Source organism: Kitasatospora sp. NPDC056181 (genome assembly GCF_042266225.1).
In the GTDB taxonomy this organism is placed as follows: domain Bacteria; phylum Actinomycetota; class Actinomycetes; order Streptomycetales; family Streptomycetaceae; genus Kitasatospora.
In genome coordinates this window covers 24,550-43,005 of the sequence record NZ_JBHJUK010000023.1, presented here as the reverse complement: position 1 = coordinate 43,005, position 18,456 = coordinate 24,550, and the positions used below count along the sequence as shown (strand labels likewise).

The 18,456-nt window shown below is 74.5% G+C and carries 2 protein-coding genes; both read left to right on the top strand.

Annotated elements, in window-relative coordinates; all coding sequences use genetic code 11:
- Positions 1-8: 8 nt before the first annotated feature.
- Positions 9-8,807, top strand: coding sequence for an SDR family NAD(P)-dependent oxidoreductase (locus ACFC1F_RS12165; RefSeq protein WP_376157517.1), 8,799 nt, complete (start codon positions 9-11; stop codon positions 8,805-8,807).
- Positions 8,800-18,456: an SDR family NAD(P)-dependent oxidoreductase gene (locus tag ACFC1F_RS12160; protein WP_376157515.1), complete on the top strand. Its 9,657-nt coding sequence runs from the start codon at positions 8,800-8,802 to the stop codon at positions 18,454-18,456. Before ACFC1F_RS12165 ends, ACFC1F_RS12160 begins: the two co-directional genes overlap by 8 nt.

Here is an 18,456-nt window from a genome sequence, read left to right as displayed (position 1 = left end):
ACAACCCCGTGACACACCACGACAGCGACGAGCTCGCGGCGAAGGCGACCGCGTACCTCAAGGGCCTGCTCTCCCAGGCCACCAAGGTGCCGGTCGGCCGGGTCGACGCCCACCGGGCGTTCGAGAGCTTCGGCGTCGACTCGGTCATGGCGATGACCATGACGGCCGAGCTCGAAACCGTCCTCGGGTCGCTGCCGAAGACCCTCTTCTTCGAGTTCCGCGACCTCCACGGGCTGGCGCAGCACCTCCTCGCCGACCACCGCCCGGCGCTGCTGCGTCACCTCGGCACCGCCGGTGAGGAGGAGGCCCCGGCCGGCCGGGCGCCCGAGGCGGCGCCGCGCGGGGCCGACCGGCCGCGCAGGCCCGTGCCGCGCAAGGCGGTGCCGCGCAAGCCCCTGGCGTCGAGCCGGTGGGGCACGCGGCCGGCGGCGCCGCAGCCCGCGGGCGCGGCCGGGCCGGCCCGGCCGACCGAGCCCGTGCAGCCGGTGGAGACCGCGCAGACCGTGCCGTCCGTCCAGCCCGTGCGGTCGGAGACGCCGGAGGGGGTGCTGGAGGGGACGTCGGAGGGGACGCGGGGGCTCGACATCGCGATCATCGGCCTGTCCGGGCGCTACCCGCAGGCCCGCACGCTGGACGAGTTCTGGGCCAACCTGGCCGCCGGCCGCGACAGCGTCACCGAGATCCCGGCCGACCGCTGGGACCACGGCGTGTACTTCGACCCCGACAAGGACGCGCCGGGGAAGACGTACAGCAAGTGGGGCGGATTCGTCGACGGCGTCGCCGAGTTCGACCCGCTGTTCTTCCACATCTCGCCCTCCGAGGCCGAGTTGATGGACCCTCAGGAACGCCTCTTCCTGCAGTGCGCCTACGAGACCGTCGAGGACGCCGGCTACACCCCGGCGGGCCTGAACGCGCCCTCGGCCGACGGCACGCCGCCCAGCGTCGGCGTCTACGTCGGCGTCATGTACGAGGAGTACCAGCTCTACGGGGCCCAGGAGCAGGTCCTCGGGCGCCCGGTGGCGCTCTCCGGGAACCCCTCGGCCGTCGCCAACCGGGTCTCCTACTACTTCGACTTCCGCGGCCCGAGCATGAGCGTGGACACGATGTGCTCCTCCTCGCTCAGCGCCATCCAGCTCGCCTGCCAGAGCATCGGCGCGGGCGTCTGCGACGTGGCGCTGGCCGGCGGCGTCAACCTCTCGGTGCACCCCAACAAGTACCTGATGCTCGGTCAGGGCAAGTTCGTCTCCGGCAAGGGCCGGTGCGAGAGCTTCGGCAAGGGCGGCGACGGCTACGTACCCGGCGAGGGCGTGGGCGCCGTCCTGCTGAAGCCGCTGGCCAGGGCCGTGGCGGACGGCGACCGAATACACGGCGTCATCCGGGGCATCGCCGTCAACCACGGCGGGCGGACCAACGGGTACGCCGTCCCCAGCCCGCTGGCCCAGGCCCGGTCGGTCACCGACGCGTGGCGGCAGTCCGGGGTGGACCCCCGCGCCGTCAGCTACATCGAGGCGCACGGCACCGGGACGGCGCTCGGGGACCCGATCGAGATCTCCGGGCTCACCAAGGCGTTCCGCCGGCACACCCAGGACGAGCGGTTCTGCGCGATCGGCTCGGTCAAGAGCAACATCGGGCACTGCGAGAGCGCCGCCGGCATCTCCGGCCTGACCAAGGTCCTGCTGCAGCTGCGGCACGGCAAGCTCGCCCCGTCGCTGCACTCCGCTGAGCTCAACCCCTACATCGACTTCGACCGCACGCCCTTCACCGTCCAGCAGACCCTGGCGGACTGGCGGCGGCCCGTGGTGACCGTCGACGGGGCCGAGCGGGAACTGCCCCGGATCGCGGGCATCTCCTCCTTCGGGGCCGGCGGGTCCAACGCCCACCTGGTCGTCGAGGAGTACCGAGCGGAGCCCGCGCCCGCGGTCGCGCCCGGGGCGCCCGTCCTCGTCGTGCTCTCCGCCCGCAGCGCCGACCGCCTGACCGAGAAGGCACGCCAACTCGCCGACTGGATCGAGGCGAAGGGCCTCGCCGACGCCGATCTGCCCTCGGTCGCCCGCACGCTCCAGGTGGGGCGCGAGGCCATGCGGGAGCGGCTCGGCCTCGTGGTGGGGACCATGCCGGAGCTGGTCGCACGGCTGAAGGGCTTCGCGGCCGGCGAGGAGGCCGGCGGCCTGGTCCGCGGGCGGGCGAGCGGTGACACCGAGGCCCTCGCGCGGCTCGCCGCCGAGGAGCGGCCGGACGACGCGCTCGCCGGCCGGGACCTCGCGAGGCTGCTGGAGCTGTGGGTCAAGGGCGTCACCGTCGACTGGGCCGGGCTCTACGACGGCGTGGCGCCGGCGCGCATCGCGCTGCCCGCCTACCCGTTCCGCCGGGACCGCTACTGGATCGACACCACGCGCACGGCCGCGGCCCTGGCGGGCACCTTCGCCGCCGCTGCCCCGGCCGTCGCCGCCGCTGCCCCGGCCGTCGCCGGCAACGGCCCGGTCGTCGCCGCCGCTGTCGCGGTCGGAACCGCTGCGGCCGGCCCGGCCCACGAGGCGCTGGTCTTCACGGAGGACTGGGAGCCCGAGGCGCTGCCCGCCGCGCCGGCCGGAGCGGCGCGGACCCTGGTCTGCCTCGGCACCGACCCCGCCGGCCTGGACGAGCTCACCCGCGCCGCGCGTGCCCTCGACCCCGCGACCACGCTGGTCCTCCTGACCCGCGGCGAGGGCTACCGGAAGACCTCGGAGCACTCCTACCAGGTCGACGCCCGGGAGCCCGGCGACTGCGTCCGCGCCTTCGAGGAGATCCGGGCGCGGTACGGCCCGGTCGACGGCCTGCTCAACCTGTGGACGCTGGAGGACGGCGCCGGCCCGGCCTCCTACCGCACCACCCTCCACCTCCTCCAGGCGGTCGCGGCGGCGAAGCTGACGGTCCGCCGGATCGTCCAGGCCGGGGAGTTCCGCGACGGCGTGGAGCAGGCGTACCTGGAGTCGTGGCTCGGCTTCGAGCGTTCGCTCGGCCGGGTGCTCCCGGGGGTGGCGTTCACCGCCGTACTGGAGGACGCCCGTGACGCAGAGGGCCGGGACACCCAGAACCGGGACACCCAGAACCAGGACGCCGAGGGCCGGGACGCCGAGGGCCGGACGGCTCCCGCGGTCTGGTTCGCACGTCTCCGCGACGAGCTGGCCGCCGCCGAGCCGGCGAGCGCGCTGTACCGCGGCGGGACCCGCCACGTCGGCAGGGTCCGGCCGAGCACGCCCGGCGCCGGGACGGACCTGCTCAAGCAGCGCGGCACCTACCTGATCACCGGCGGTCTCGGCGGTCTGGGTCTGCTCTTCGCCGAGCACCTCGCCCGGACCCGCTCCGCGCGCCTGGTGCTGACCGGCCGCTCGCCACTCGACGCCGGCCGGGAGCGGCTGATCGCCGGGATCGAGGCGCTCGGCGGCGAGGTCCTGTACGGGCGGGCCGACGCCGCGGACCGGGAGGCCATGCGCGCGGTCGTGAGCGCGGCGCACGAGCGCTTCGGGGCGATCGACGGCGTCATCCACGCCGCCGGCGTCGCCGGGCAGGGCAGCGTCCTCACCACCGACGCCCCGGCGTTCGAGGACCGGCTCTCCTCCAAGGTGGCCGGCACGCTCGTCCTGGACGAGGTCCTCGCCGGTGAACCCCTCGGCTTCGCCTGCTACTTCTCGTCCACCTCGGCCGTCCTCGGGGACTTCGGCAGCTGCGACTACGCCGTCGGCAACCGCTTCCAGACCGCCTACGCCCGGCACCGTGAGGAGCGGGTGCGGCAGGGTTCGCTCTCCGGGGCGACCGTCGCCGTCAACTGGCCCCTGTGGCGCGAGGGCGGCATGGGCTTCGACGACGCACAGGGCGCCGAGCTGTACCTCGCCTCCAGCGGGCTGCGGCTGCTCGACCGGGAGGAGGGCATCGCGCTCTTCGAACGGCTCCTGGGGCAGGGCCGGACTCAGCAGCTCGTCCTGGCCGGGGAGCCGGACCGCGTCCGGCGCCTGCTCGGCGTGGACCGGACGACCCCCGCACCGACCGCAACTGCCGTACCAGATACACCCGCCGCACCTGCCGAACCGGTCACACCGGCCGTACCAGAAACACCCGCCGCACCTGCCGTCAACAACGCTGCGCACAGCGCGCTCGTCCCGGGAACGGAGCACGTGGACCTCGACGCCCTGGTTCTTTCGGAACTGGAAACGATGATCGGTGAGACGCTCAGGGTGCCCCGTGAGCAGATCCACGCCGACGAGAACCTCTCACACCTCGGATTCGACTCCGTCAACCTGGCGAAGCTCGCCGGGGCCATGAGCCGGCACTTCGGCTTCGAGGTGCTGCCCTCGGTCTTCTTCTCGCACCCCACCCCGCAGCGGCTGGTGGCGCACCTGGTGGCAGAGCAGCAGGACGCCCTGCGCGAGCGCTACACGAAGCAGGCCGCGCGCCCGGCCGCCGAGGCGCCGGAGGCCACCGCGGCTTCCGAGCCCGTCGCGGTCACCGAGGCCGCCGAGGCCGCCGGGTCGGCCCGGGGGAGGAGCGCGGACGGCGCACCCGAGGCGATCGCCGTCATCGGCATGAGCGGCCGCTTCCCCGCCGCCCGGTCGGTCGACGAGTTCTGGAAGATCCTGGAGCAGGGCCGGGACGTCCTCTCGCCCGTGCCCGAGGACCGCCGCGCCGACTGGAGCGACCCGGAGGCACAGGACCCGGAGCGCACCCGGTGCGGATTCGTCCCCGGCATCGCCGAGTTCGACCCCGCCTTCTTCGAGATCTCGCCGCGCGAGGCGCAGAGCATGGACCCGCGCCAGCGGCTGCTGCTCCAGGAGGCCTGGCACGCGCTGGAGGACGCCGGCTACGGCGAGCGCCGGCTCCGGGACGAGCAGATCGGCATGTTCGTCGGCGCGGAGCAGGGCGACTACCTGCACCTGACCCAGGGCGAGGGCAGCATCACGGCGCAGCACGAGGCGATCATGGCCTCGCGCCTGGCCTACCTGCTCGACTTCTCCGGGCCCGTGCTCGCCATCAACACCGCCTGCTCCTCCGGGCTGGCCGCGGCCCACCAGGCGTGCGCGAGCCTGCGCAGCGGTGAGTGCGACGCCGCGGTGGTGGCCGGGGTCAACCTGGCGACCACCTCCAAGGTGTTCGCCGAGACGAGCAAGGCCGGCATGCTCTCCGAGAGCGGTGTCTGCCACGCGTTCGACTCGCGCGCGGACGGCATGGTGCTCGGCGAGGCCGTCGCGGTCGTCGTTCTGAAGCGCCTGTCGCAGGCGGAGGCCGACGGTGACACCGTCCTCGCCGTCATCCGCGGCAGCGGCATGAACTACGACGGCCGGACCAACGGCATCACCGCCCCGAACGGCGCGGCCCAGGCGAACCTCTACCGCAGCGTCCACCGGCGCTTCGGGATCGACGCCGGGCGCATCGAGCACATCGTCGCCCACGGCACCGGCACCAGGCTCGGCGACCCCGTGGAGGTCAACGCGCTCAACGAGGTCTTCAAGGAGCGCACCGGCCGGGCCGGTCACTGCGCGCTGACCTCGACGAAGACCAACGTCGGCCACACGCTGGCGGCCTCCGGCGTGGTCAGCCTGATCGCCCTCGTCCAGTCGCTGCGGCACGGCGTCATCCCCGCCAGCCTCCACTGCGAGCAGGACAGTGACTACATCGCGTGGAAGGACAGCCCCTTCTACGTCAGCAAGGCGGCCAAGGCGTGGCCGGCCGGTGCGCAGGGCACGCGCCTCGGCGCGGTCAGCTCGTTCGGCATGAGCGGGACCAACGTCCACATGGTCGTGGAGAGTCACCGCGCGGCCGAGCGCACGGCGCCGTCCGGCGAGGCACCGGCGCGGCTGCTGGTGCTCTCCGCGAAGACCCCCGAGGCGCTGGACGAGCGGGTCCGGGAGCTGCGGGAGGCCCTGCGGGCCGGGGACTTCGACGCCGCCCGCCTCGGTGACGCCGCGTACACCCTGCTGGAGGGCAGGCAGCACTTCGCCCACCGCTGCGCGCTCGTCGTCGGCGACGCCGCCGACGCCCTCGCCGCACTGGACGCCGCGGCGCGCGGCGAGGAGGCGCCGGCGGTCCGCCGCGGCGAGGTGCCGCGGGACCGCAAGGACCGCTCGCTGCTCGACATCCAGGCGCAGGCGCTGCTCGCCGAGCTGGCGGTGCCCGGCATCCCGGCGGCCAAGTACCGGGACGTGCTCTCGGCCCTGGCCGCGCTCTACTGCCAGGGCGCTACGCCGGACTGGCAGAAGCTCTTCGCGGGCGGGCAGCCGCACCTGACCGCGCTGCCCGGCTACCCGTTCTCGCGCAAGCGGTACTGGGCCACGCAGCAGCGGCCCGCGGCGACCCCGGCGACCCCGGCTGCCCCGGTGTCCGCGCTCGCTCCGGCCCCGGCTGCGGTGGCTGCCGCTGCTCCGTCGGCCGTGGCGGCCCCCGCGACGGGCGGGCCCGCAGCCGGACGGGCGAAGATCGTGCTGCGGAGCCCGGGTGCGGCGCCCGCCGCACCGGCCTCGCCGGCCGGCAAACCGCGCAACGTCCGGCTGGGCGAGCTGGGCGCTCCGTCCGGGCGGCCCGCGCCGGTCGTGACCCCGGTGCCCGGCGCACGGCCCCTGGCCGCGCCCGACGCCGTCGTCGCCGGCCCGGCGCCCGTGCCGCAGGCCCCGGCCGCGCCGGTACGGTCCACGAGCGTGCTGCGGCAGGAGCTGCGGGCCGGTCTCGCGGAGGCGCTGTACCTGCCGGAGAGCGACATCGACCTCGGCCGCAACTTCATCGAGCTGGGCCTGGACTCCATCGTCGGGGTGGAGTGGATCAAGACCCTCAACAAGAAGTACGGCACCGCGCTGACGGCCGCTCGGCTCTACGACTACCCGACGGTGCGGGAGTTCGCGGAGTTCCTCCAGGGCGAGATGGCGGCCGCCGTACCCGCGCCGGCCGCCGTACCCGCGCCGGAGCCCGCCGTCCAGTCCGTGCCGACGCCGGAGCCCGCGCCCGCCGTCCAGCCCGTGCCGGCGCCCGCGCCCGTCGCGGCCCGGCCGGTCCGACCGAGGTCCGTCCTCATCGACGAACTGCGGAGCAGCCTGGCCGAGGCCCTGTTCCTGGAGCCGGGGGAGGTCGACGCCGGCCGCAACTTCGTGGAGCTGGGCATGGACTCCATCATCGGCGTCGAGTGGGTGAAGACGATCAACCGGCTGTACGGCACGTCGCTGACGGCGACGCGGCTGTACGACTACGCGACGCTGCGCGAGCTGGCCGGGTACCTGGAGACGCAGATGCCGGCCGAGGCCGGGCCGGTCGCCGCCGCGCAGCCGGTCGCCCCGGCTGTCGCGGCCCCGGTCACGCCGGCCCCGGCCCCCGTTCCCGCGCCCGCCGCCCCCGTCGAGCCGGCCCCGGTGCCCGCCCCCGTCGTCCCGGCCCCGGTTGCCCCGGTGCCCGCCGCGACGGCGCCCGCCGCAACAGTGCCCGCCGCGACGGCGCCCGCCACCACGACGCCCGCCCCGGCCCCCGTCGCGCGGGAGGCCGCGCCGTCCGCCGTCCGGACCGGTGACCGGGCCGCCGTCATCGGCATGTCCGGCCGCTACCCGGGCTCGGAGAACCTCCGCCAGTACTGGGACAACCTCAGCAACGGCCGCAACTCCGTGCGCGAGGTGCCCCCGTCCCGCTGGGACGTGGCGCGGTACTACGACCCGCGCCCCGGCCAGAAGGGCAAGACGAACTGCAAGTGGCTGGGCTACCTGGAGGACGCGGACTGCTTCGACCCGCTGTTCTTCAACATCTCGCCGCTGGAGGCGGAGGGGCTCGACCCGCAGCAGCGCATCTTCCTCCAGGAGGCCTACCGGGCGTTCGAGGACGCGGGGTACGACCCGCAGTCCCTGAGCCGCAAGAAGTGCGGCGTCTTCCTGGGGATCAGCGGCAACGAGTACAGCTTCCTGGTGTTCCGCAACGGCGCGGAGACCAACGCGGCGACCAGCAGCAGCAACGCCATCGCCGCCTCGCGCATCGCCTACTTCCTCAACCTCAAGGGCCCGGCGATCGCGATCGACACCGCGTGCTCCTCCTCGCTGGTGGCGCTGCACCTTGCCCAGCAGGCGCTGGCGAGCCACGAGATCGACATCGCGCTGGTCGGCGGCGTCTCGCTCTACCTGCTCCCGGACACCTACGTCGGGATGTCCGAGGCGGGCATGCTCTCGCCGCACGGGCAGTGCCGGTCCTTCGACAACGGCGCGGACGGGTTCGTGCCGGGCGAGGGCGTCGGCGCCCTGGTGCTGAAGCGCCTGGGCGACGCCGAGGCCGACCACGACCACGTCTACGGCGTCGTGGCGGCCTCGGGCACCAACCAGGACGGCAAGACCAACGGCATCACCGCTCCCAGCGCCAACAGCCAGATGGACCTGGTCCGTTCGGTCTACGACCGGCACGGCATCGACGCGGCGTCCATCGGCTACGTCGAGATGCACGGCACCGGAACCAAGCTCGGCGACCCGATCGAGCTCGACGCGCTGGGCACCGTCTACCGCGAGCGGGGCGTGCCGGCCAACTCCTGCGCGATCGGCTCGGTGAAGAGCAACATCGGGCACACCTCGGCGGCCGCCGGGGTGGCCGGGGTGCACAAGGCGCTGCTGAGCATGCGTCACGGTCTGCTCGTGCCGTCGCTGAACTTCGAGACGCCCAACGAGCACTTCGACTTCGCCCATTCCCCTTTCCGTGTCAACACCCGCCTCGAACCCTGGGAGCCCCAGGCCGGCCGGGCGCCGAGGCGCGCTGCCGTGAGCTCGTTCGGATTCAGCGGAACGAACGCCCACGTCGTGCTGGAGGAGTATCGCAATGCGTGACAGCAGTGTGCGGACCGCTTCGGCGGCCGTCGTCGTCACCCTGTCGGCCAAGACCGAGGCGCAGCTGGACAGCGCGGCCGAGAACCTGCTCGCCTTCCTGGCGGACGAGCCGCGGCTCGACCTGACCGACCTGGCCTTCTCGCTCCAGGCCGGCCGGGAGGCGATGGACCACCGGCTGGCCTTCGTGGCCGACTCCACCGCCGCGGTCGCGGCCGGCCTGCGGACCCACCTGGGGCAGGGCGCCGGGACCGTCCTCTTCCGGGGCCGGGCGCCCGAGCAGTTGACCTGGGACGAGGAGGACGAGGAGCGCAAGGCGCTGGTCCGTTCCTGGATCGCGGCCGGGGACCACGCCGCCGTCGCGAAGGCCTGGGCCGGCGGCTGCGCCGTCGACTGGCCGCTGCTGTACGCGCCGGCCCGGCCGTTCCGGATCCCGCTGCCCACCTACCCGTTCGCGAAGGAGCGGTACTGGGTCGAGGAGCAGCCGGGTGCGCAGGCCGGTCCCGGCCCGTCCGCCGCGGCGGCGCCGCACCCGCTGGTGCACCGCGACACCTCCCAGTTCGGGCGGCAGCGCTACACCTCGACCTTCACCGGTGAGGAGGCGTTCCTCCGTGACCACCGGGTCCGCGGTGAGCGGATCCTGCCCGGCGTCGCCCAGCTGGAGATGGCGCTCGCGGCTGCGGCCGGCGGACGGACGCCCCGGCCGGGCTCGGCCCTCGCCGACGTGGTCTGGGCCCGCCCGTTCCGGGTGGGCGACCGCCCGCGCGACCTCCACGTCGCGCTGCGGCCCGAGGATGCGCAGGGGCCCGAGGGCGCGCAGGGCGTCCGGTTCGAGGTCTTCGCCGCGGACGAGGACGCGGACGGGCCGGGCACGGCGCAGGTTCTGCACAGCACCGGCACGGTCGTGCCGGTCGGCGCCGCACCCGGACCGGTCGACCTGCCGCGGCTGCGGGCGGAGTGCACCGCCCGCCGGCTGGACGCCGACGAGGTCTACGCGGCGTTCGCGGCCGCCGGGATCGAGTACGGCGCGTCGCTGCGCGGCATCGAGTACCTGCTCGTCGGCGAGGGCCAGCTGCTGGCGCGCCTCGTACTCCCCGCCGCCGCCCAGCCCGGCTTCGACGCCACCCGTCTGCACCCGGGCCTCACCGACGCGGCGCTCCAGGCCTGCCTGGGGATGCCGGCGGACGGCCCGGACGCCGCGCCGCAGACCCTGCTGCCGTTCGCCGTCGACCGGGTCGAGGTGTTCGGCGCGCTGACGCCCGGCCTCTGGGTCTGGATCCGCCCGAGCGGGACCGGCCCGCAGGACGGCTCCGTCCGCCGCCTCGACCTGGACCTCTGCGACGACGCGGGGGAGGTCCGGGTGCGCCTGACGGGCTTCGCGGTCCGGGCGCTGCCCCAGGAACCGGCCCGGGAGCCCGCGGCCGGTACCGCCCTGGCCCTGCCCCGGGAGCCCGCGGCCGGCACCGTCCTGGCCTTCCCGCAGTGGCGCGAGCGCGCGCTGCCCGCACCGGCGGCCGACACCGCGCGGCGCACCGTGGTCCTCGCCGAGGCGGGCGTCCTCGCGGACGCGGTCGCGGTCGCGGTCGCGCCGGACGCCGGCTGCGAGGTCGAGGTGCTCGGCTCCGAGGCCGCCGACCTCGCGGGCCGCTACAGCGACTACGCGCTCCAGGTGTTCGAGCGGACGAAGGCGCTGCTGACGGACGGCACGCAGTCCGAGGTGTTCGTCCAGATCCTGCTGGCGGACCGGCCCGAGTCGCCGGCGCTCTCCGGCCTCGGCGCGCTGCTGCGGACGGCCCGGCTGGAGAACCCGCGGATCACCGGCCAGGTCGTCCTCGTGGACGCCGCCACGGGAGCGGACGCGCTGCGCGCGCTCCTCGCGGCCGAGCGCCGCAACCCGGCGGGCACCGACGAGGCCGGCACCGCTCACAGCACCGTCCGGTACCGGAACGGCCGGCGCGAGGTGCCGGCCTGGGCCGAGGAGCCCGCGGCGGACCGCCCCGGCGCGCCCTGGCGGGCCGGCGGCGTCTACCTGGTCACCGGCGGCCTCGGCGGCCTCGGGCTGGTCTTCGCGGAGGAGATCGCCGGCCAGGTGAAGGACGCCACGCTCGTCCTCGCCGGCCGCTCCCCGGAGACGGCCGCGACGCGGCGGACCGTGGAGCGGCTGCGGGCGTCGGGGGCCGACGTCTCCTACGCGAGCCTCGACGTCGCCGACCGGGACGCCGTCGCGGCCCTGGTCGACCGGATCGTGCGCACGGCGGGCCACCTGCACGGCGTCGTCCACAGCGCCGGCGTGATCGAGGACAACTTCATCCTGAGGAAGCCGGCCGGCGAGTTCCGCGCCGTCCTGGCGCCGAAGGTCGACGGCCTGGTGCACCTGGACGAGGCGACCAAGGACGCGGACCTGGACTTCTTCGTCACGTTCTCCTCGGGCGCCGCCGTCACCGGCAACGCCGGCCAGGCCGACTACGCGGCGGCCAACGCGTTCATGGACGGCTTCGCCGAGTACCGGCAGGGCCTGGTCGCGGCCGGACTGCGCCGCGGCCGCACCCTCTCCGTCGACTGGCCGCTCTGGGCGGACGGCGGCATGCGCCCGGACGCGGGCACCGAGGCCGAGCTCCGCGACCGCTTCGGGATCTCCCTGCTGGAGCGCGCGGCCGGGATCGAGGCGCTCTCCCGCAGCCTCCAGACGAACCACCACCAAGTGCTCGTCGCCGCAGGCGACGTGGCCCGAATCAGGCAGGCGCTGACGATGCAGCAGGCCGGTGAGGACACAGGACCAGTGAGCACCGACATTCCCGGCGCGGCAGTGGAGCGGCAGGACGACGGCCTGGAGGACAGGGCCGTCGGCTACGTCACCGCGCTGCTGGCGGGCGCGCTCAAGGTGCCCGCGCACCGCATCGAGGCCGACCTCCCGCTGGAGCGCTACGGCATCGACTCGGTGATGGCGATGAACCTGACCGCCAAGCTGGAGGCGGTCTTCGGCCGGCTGCCGAAGACGCTCTTCTTCGAGTACCGCGACATCAGGCAGCTCACCGGCTACCTGGTCGAGGCGCACCGGGAGAAGCTGGCGGAGCTGCTGGGCGTGCGGCCCGCGGTCCCCGCCCCCGCGGCTCCCGTCCCCGTGGCCCCCGTCCCCGTGGCCCCCGTGGCCCCGGCGCCCGTGGTTCAGGCGCCCGCCCCGGCGGTCCCGGCCCCGGCGCCCGCCGTCGTGCCGGAGCCGCGTGCGGCGGTCGCGCCGCGCGGCGCCGACATAGCCGTCATCGGCCTCGGCGGCCGCTACCCGCAGGCCCGCAACCTCCGCGAGTTCTGGCGCAACCTGGCCGAGGGCCGGGACAGCGTCACCGAGGTGCCCGCGGACCGCTGGGACCACCGCGCCCACTCCGTCGAGGACCCGTCCAGGCCCGGCACCGCCCACGGCAAGTGGGGCGGGTTCCTGGACGACGTCGACCGGTTCGACCCGCTCTTCTTCAACATGTCGCCCCGCGAGGCCGAGTTCACCGACCCGCAGGAGCGCCTGTTCCTGGAGTGCGTCCACGAGACGCTGGAGGACGCCGGCTACACGCGCCAGGACCTCAACCGGCACCGCTCGAACGGCGTCGAGGGCAACGTCGGCGTCTTCGTCGGCGCGATGTACGACGAGTACCAGCTGTACGGTGCGACCGAGCAGGCGCAGGCCGAGGGCCGGGTGATCCCCGGCAACGCGGCGAACATCGCCAACCGCGTCTCGTACTACTGCAACTGGCAGGGCCCGAGCATCACGCTCAAGACCATGTGCTCCTCGTCCCTGACGGCGCTCCACCTCGCCTGCCAGAGCCTGCAGCTCGGCGACTGCGAGGTCGCCGTCGCCGGCGGCGTCAACCTGTCGCTCCACCCGAACAAGTACCGGCTGCTGGGCCAGACCGGCTTCGCGTCGAGTAAGGGCCGCTGCGAGAGCTTCGGGGAGGGCGGCGACGGCTACGTGCCCGGCGAGGGCGTGGGCGCGGTGCTGCTGAAGCCGCTGGACCGGGCGATCGCCGACGGCGACCGGATCTACGGCGTCATCAAGGCCACCGCGGTCAACCACGGCGGCCGGACCAACGGCTACACGGTGCCGAACCCGAACGCCCAGAGCGGCGTGATCGCGCACGCCCTGGACAAGGCCGGCGTCGACGCGCGCACGGTCAGCTACATCGAGGCGCACGGCACCGGTACGTCCCTCGGCGACCCGATCGAGATCGCCGGCCTCACCAAGGCCTTCTCCCGGCACACGGACGACCGGCAGTTCTGCGCGATCGGCTCGGTGAAGAGCAACATCGGGCACGCCGAGAGCGCCGCCGGCATCTCGGCCCTGACGAAGGTGCTGCTCCAGCTCAAGCACGGCAAGCTGGCGCCCTCGCTCCACTCCGAGGTGCTCAACCCGCACATCGACTTCGAGGAGACGCCCTTCCGGGTGCAGCGGGAGCTGGCGGACTGGGACCGGCCGGTGATCGACACCGCCGACGGCCCCCGCGAGTACCCGCGGATCGCCGGCATCTCCTCCTTCGGCGCGGGCGGCTCCAACGCGCACGTCGTCGTCGAGGAGTACGTCCCCGCCGGGCGCCCGGCGGACACCGACCCGGCGCAGCAGCCGCTGGCCACCGTCGTCGTGCTCTCCGCGCGCACCACGGAGCAGGTCCGCGAGCAGGCGCAGCGGCTCCTCGACTGGGCGCAGGAGGAGCGGATCGGCGACGCCGACCTGCCCGGGATCGCCTTCACGCTCCAGACGGGCCGCGAGCACCTGGACGAGCGGCTGGCGTTCCTGGCCGGCTCCGCCGAGGAGCTGCTCGCCCGCCTGCGCGACCACCTGGACGGCAAGGACGCCGTCGGCGAGGTCCACCGGGGCCGGGTGAAGCGCGCGAAGGACGCCGTGTCGTTCCTCGCCGAGGACGAGGACATGGCGCACACCATCGAGGCGTGGGTGCGCAAGCGCAAGTTCGGCAAGCTGCTCGAACTCTGGGTCAGCGGCCTGGGCCTGGACTGGCGGAGCTTCTACCCCGCCCCGCAGCCGGCCCGGGTCTCGCTGCCGACCTACCCGTTCGCGCGCAAGCGGTTCTGGGCCCCGGCGGGCCAGGCGGCAGCGGCGGCCACCCCTGTGCCGGCCGCCGCAGCGCCTGCCGCCGTCGCCACTGCTGCTCCGGCCGCTGCTGCGCCGGCGCCCGCGGCGGTGGTGACCGCGCCCGAGCCCACCCCGCTGAAGCCGATCCCGCCGGTGCGGCCCGCCACGGTGCCCGTGCCGTCCGGCGGCGCCCGCGCCGTCGCGAAGCCGCGCGGCATCGGCCTCGCCCCGCTCGGCGGCGGGCCGGCCGCACCGGCGGCCCCGGCGCCCGTGCGTCGTCCCGCCGCCGCGGTGACCCTCGCGCCGGTGTCCACTCCTGCTCCGTCGGCCCCCGTCGCCGCCCCGGTGGCGGCCCCGGCCCCGCAGGCCCCCGCCCCGCAGGCTCCGGCCGCGGCGGTCACGGCCTACGCCGGCCCGGACGAGGAGACCCTCGTCGACGAGCTGGCGGCGAGCCTCGCCCAGGCCCTGTACATGGCGGAGGAGGAGGTCGACACCGACACCAACTTCACCGACCTCGGGCTGGACTCCATCGTCGGGGTCGAGTGGATCAAGGCGATCAACAAGCAGTACGGCCTCGAACTGGCCGCGACCAGGCTCTACGACACGCCCACCGTCCGCCAGTTGGCGGCCTACCTGCACAACCTGCTGCGCACCGCGGCACCCGCCCCGGCCGCGGCTCCGGCCGCCGCTCCGGTCGCCGTCGCGCCGGTGGCCGAGCCGGTCGCCGCTCCGGCGCCGGTGACCGCTCCGGTGACGGCCGAGGCGCCGCAGCCGGCGCTCTCGGAGGACGAGGTCCAGGCGGACCTGCTGAGCAGCCTGGCCGCCGCCCTGTACGTGTCGGAGGACGAGCTCGACCTCGACCGGAGCTTCACCGACTTCGGCCTCGACTCGATCATCGGCGTGGAGTGGATCAAGGCGATCAACAAGCAGTACGGGCTGGACCTCCCCGCCACCAGGCTCTACGACCACCCGACGATCCAGGAGCTGACGGCCTGCATCCTCCGGGAGCTGGGGAAGGGAGGCGCCCCTCAGGGGCGTCCCTTTCGCGGGCTGACCGCCCCCGCCGACGCCCCCGCCGCCGAGGCCGCGCCCGTCGCGGAGCCCGTCGACGCCGCCCTGTCCGCCCCGGTCGTCCCGGTCGCCCCGAAGCCCGAGCCGAAGCCGGAAGCGGAGCCGAAGCCCGAGCCGAAGACGGAGCCCGCCCCCGTCGTCGCACCGGCCCCCGTCACCGCGCCCGCACCCGCGCCCGCCCCGGCGCCCGCCGGCCCGCGCCGCGGTGACGCGATCGCGATCGTCGGCATGGCCGGCCGCTACCCCCGCTCGGAGAACCTGGCCGAGTACTGGGACAACCTGGCGAACGGGCGCGACTGCGTCCGGGAGATCCCCAAGTCCCGCTGGGACGTCGACGAGTACTACGACCCCCGCCCGAGCCAGAAGGGCAAGGTCTACTGCCGGTCGATGGGCGACCTCGACGACATCGAGGTCTTCGACCCGCTGTTCTTCAACATCCCGCCGGCCGAGGCCGAGGCGATGGACCCGCAGCAGCGCCTCTTCCTCCAGGAGGCGTACCACGCCTTCGAGGACGCGGGGTACGACCCGCGGGCGCTGAGCGGTGAGAAGTGCGGCGTCTACCTGGGGATCATGAGCAACGAGTACAGCATGCTCATGCAGAAGCAGGGCGCGGACGCCAGTTCGGCCACCAGCAACAGCAACGCCATCACGGCCGGCCGGATCGCCTACTTCCTCAACCTCAAGGGCCCGGCCATCGCCCTGGACACGGCCTGCTCCTCCTCGCTCGTCGCGACCCACCTGGCCTCCCAGGCGCTCAAGGGCGGTGAGATCGACATGGCCCTGGTCGGCGGCGTCACCCTCTACCTGAGCCCCGAGGCGTACATCAGCATGTGCGGCGCCGGGATGCTCTCGCCGGACGGACGCTGCAAGACCTTCGACAACGGCGCCGACGGCTTCGTGCCGGGGGAGGGCGTGGGTGCCCTCGTCCTGAAGCGGCTCGACGACGCGGTGCGCGACGGGGACCACGTCCACGGCGTCATCCTCGGCTCGGGCATCAACCAGGACGGCAAGACCAACGGCATCACCGCGCCGAGCGTGATGAGCCAGATGGAGCTGGAGCGCGACGTCTACGGGCGCCACGGCATCGACCCGGCCGGGATCGGCTACGTCGAGATGCACGGCACCGGTACCAAGCTGGGCGACCCCATCGAGCTGGAGGCGCTGGGCACGGTCTACCGCGAGCACACCGACAAGGTCGGCTACTGCGCCATCGGCTCGGTGAAGAGCAACCTCGGGCACGCCTCCGCGGCCGCGGGCATCGCCTCCATCCAGAAGGCCGTGCTCTGCATGCAGCAGAAGCACCTGGTGCCGACGCTCAACTTCGAGCGCCACAACGAGCACTTCGACTTCGAGCGCTCGCCGTTCTACGTCAACACCGCCCTGACGCCCTGGAAGACGGAGGCCGGCACCGCGCGGCGCGCGGCCGTGAGCTCCTTCGGCTTCAGCGGCACCAACGCCCACCTCGTGCTGGAGGAGTACGACGAGGGCGCCGGGTCCGCCGCGCCGGAGCCGGCGCAGGTCCCCCGCGTCTTCGTCCTCTCGGCGAGGAGCGAGGAGCAGCTCAGGACCGCCGCCGCACGACTCGGCGACCACGTCCGGGCGCACCCGTCGGTGGAGCCGCGGGACCTCGCGTTCTCGCTCCAGGTGGGCCGCGAGGCCATGACGCGGCGGCTGGCGCTGGTCGCCGCCACCCTCGGGGAGCTGGCGGAGAAGCTGACGCGGTACTCCACGCAGGGCCGGGCGGACGGTGTCCTCACCGGTCAGGCCGCCAAGGGCCGGGGGAGGGGCGCCGTGCACGTCCCTCAGCCGGCCCCGGGCGGTGCGCCGTCCGCGGCGGAGAGCGAGCGGCTGGCCGGGCTCTGGGTGACCGGGACGGCCGTCGACTGGGCGCAGCTGTACGCGGACGAGCGGCCCCGCAGGGTCCCGCTGCCCACGTACCCCTTCGCCCGCGAGAGCTACTGGTTCACCCCGGCTCCCGCCGACGCTTCCGCCGAGACTCCCGCCGACGCGGGCACCCCGGCTCCTGCCGCCGCGCCCGCGGCCGCACCCGCCGCACCCGCGCCCACCCCGGCGCCCGCGGCCGCACCCGTCCCCGCCGCCGACCCGTCGGCCGCGGCGAACATCCTGCTGAAGCCGGTCTGGGACGTCGTCCCGAAGCCCGCCCCGCAGACCCCCGCCGCGCAGGCCCCCGGCACCCCGGCCGGCCGCGTCCTGGTGGTCGGCGGCGAGCAGGAGCACTGGGAGCGGATCCGCACCGTCCACCCGGGCGCCGAGCGCCTGGCCGTCTCACCCGCGGACACCGTGGAGACGATCGCCGCCCGGCTCGACGCCGCCGGCGACCCCGTCGCCCACCTGGTCTGGCTGGCACCCCAGCCGCAGACCCCGGCGGCCGTCACGGACGACGCGCTGGTCGAGGCACAGGAGGGCGGGCTGTACGCCTGCTTCCGCACGCTGAAGGCGCTGCTGAGCCTCGGTTACGGCCGCCGCACGCTCGACCTGACCGTCGTCACCGAGCAGAGCCTGCCGGTGCGGCGCGGCGACACCGTCGACCCGACCCACGCCGGCCTGCACGGCCTGCTCGGCTCGGTGGCCAAGGAGTACCCGGGCTGGAACGTGCGCCTGGCCGACCTCGACAAGGGGTACGACTGGCCGCTCGCGGAGCTGTTCGCGCTGCCCTGCGAGGACCGCGGCAGCGTCCGGGCGTACCGCCGCAGGCGCTGGTACCAGCAGGCGCTCCTCCCGATCCGGGAGACCGTCAGGGACACCGCCGGGGACGCCGCGCAGGGTGGCAACCCGGTGTACCGGCAGGGCGGCACGTACGTGGTGATCGGCGGCGCCGGCGGCATCGGCGAGGCGTGGACCGAGCACATGATCCGCACCTACGGCGCGCAGGTCGTCTGGATCGGCCGCCGGGCCGAGGACGCGGCGATCCGCGAGAAGCTGGAGCGGCTGGGCCGGCTGGGCCCGGAGCCCCGCTACGTGCAGGCCGACGCCGCCGACCGGGAGTCACTGCAGGGCGCCTACGAGCGCATCAAGCAGAGCCACCCCGTCATCCACGGCGTGATCCACTCGGCGATCGTCCTGCTCGACCAGAGCCTGGAGCGGATGGACGAGGGGCGCTTCCGCGCCGCCGTCAGCGCCAAGGTCGACGTCAGCGTGCGGCTGGTGCAGGTCTTCCGGACCGAGCCGCTGGACTTCGTCCTGTTCTTCTCCTCGATGAACTCGTTCCTCAAGGCACCCGGGCAGTGCAACTACGTGGCCGGCTCCGTCTTCAAGGACGCCTACGCCCACCGGCTCGGCTCCGCTCTCTCCGCCCCCGTGAAGACCATGAACTGGGGTTACTGGGGCAGCGTCGGCATCGTCGCCTCGCAGGAGTACCAGGAGCGGATGAGCAGGGCCGGCGCAGCCTCGATCGAGCCCGCCGACGGCATGGCGGCCCTCGACGTCCTTCTTTCCGGCACGTTCGACCAGCTCGGCCTGGTCAAGGCTCAGGGGGGTAACTCGTAA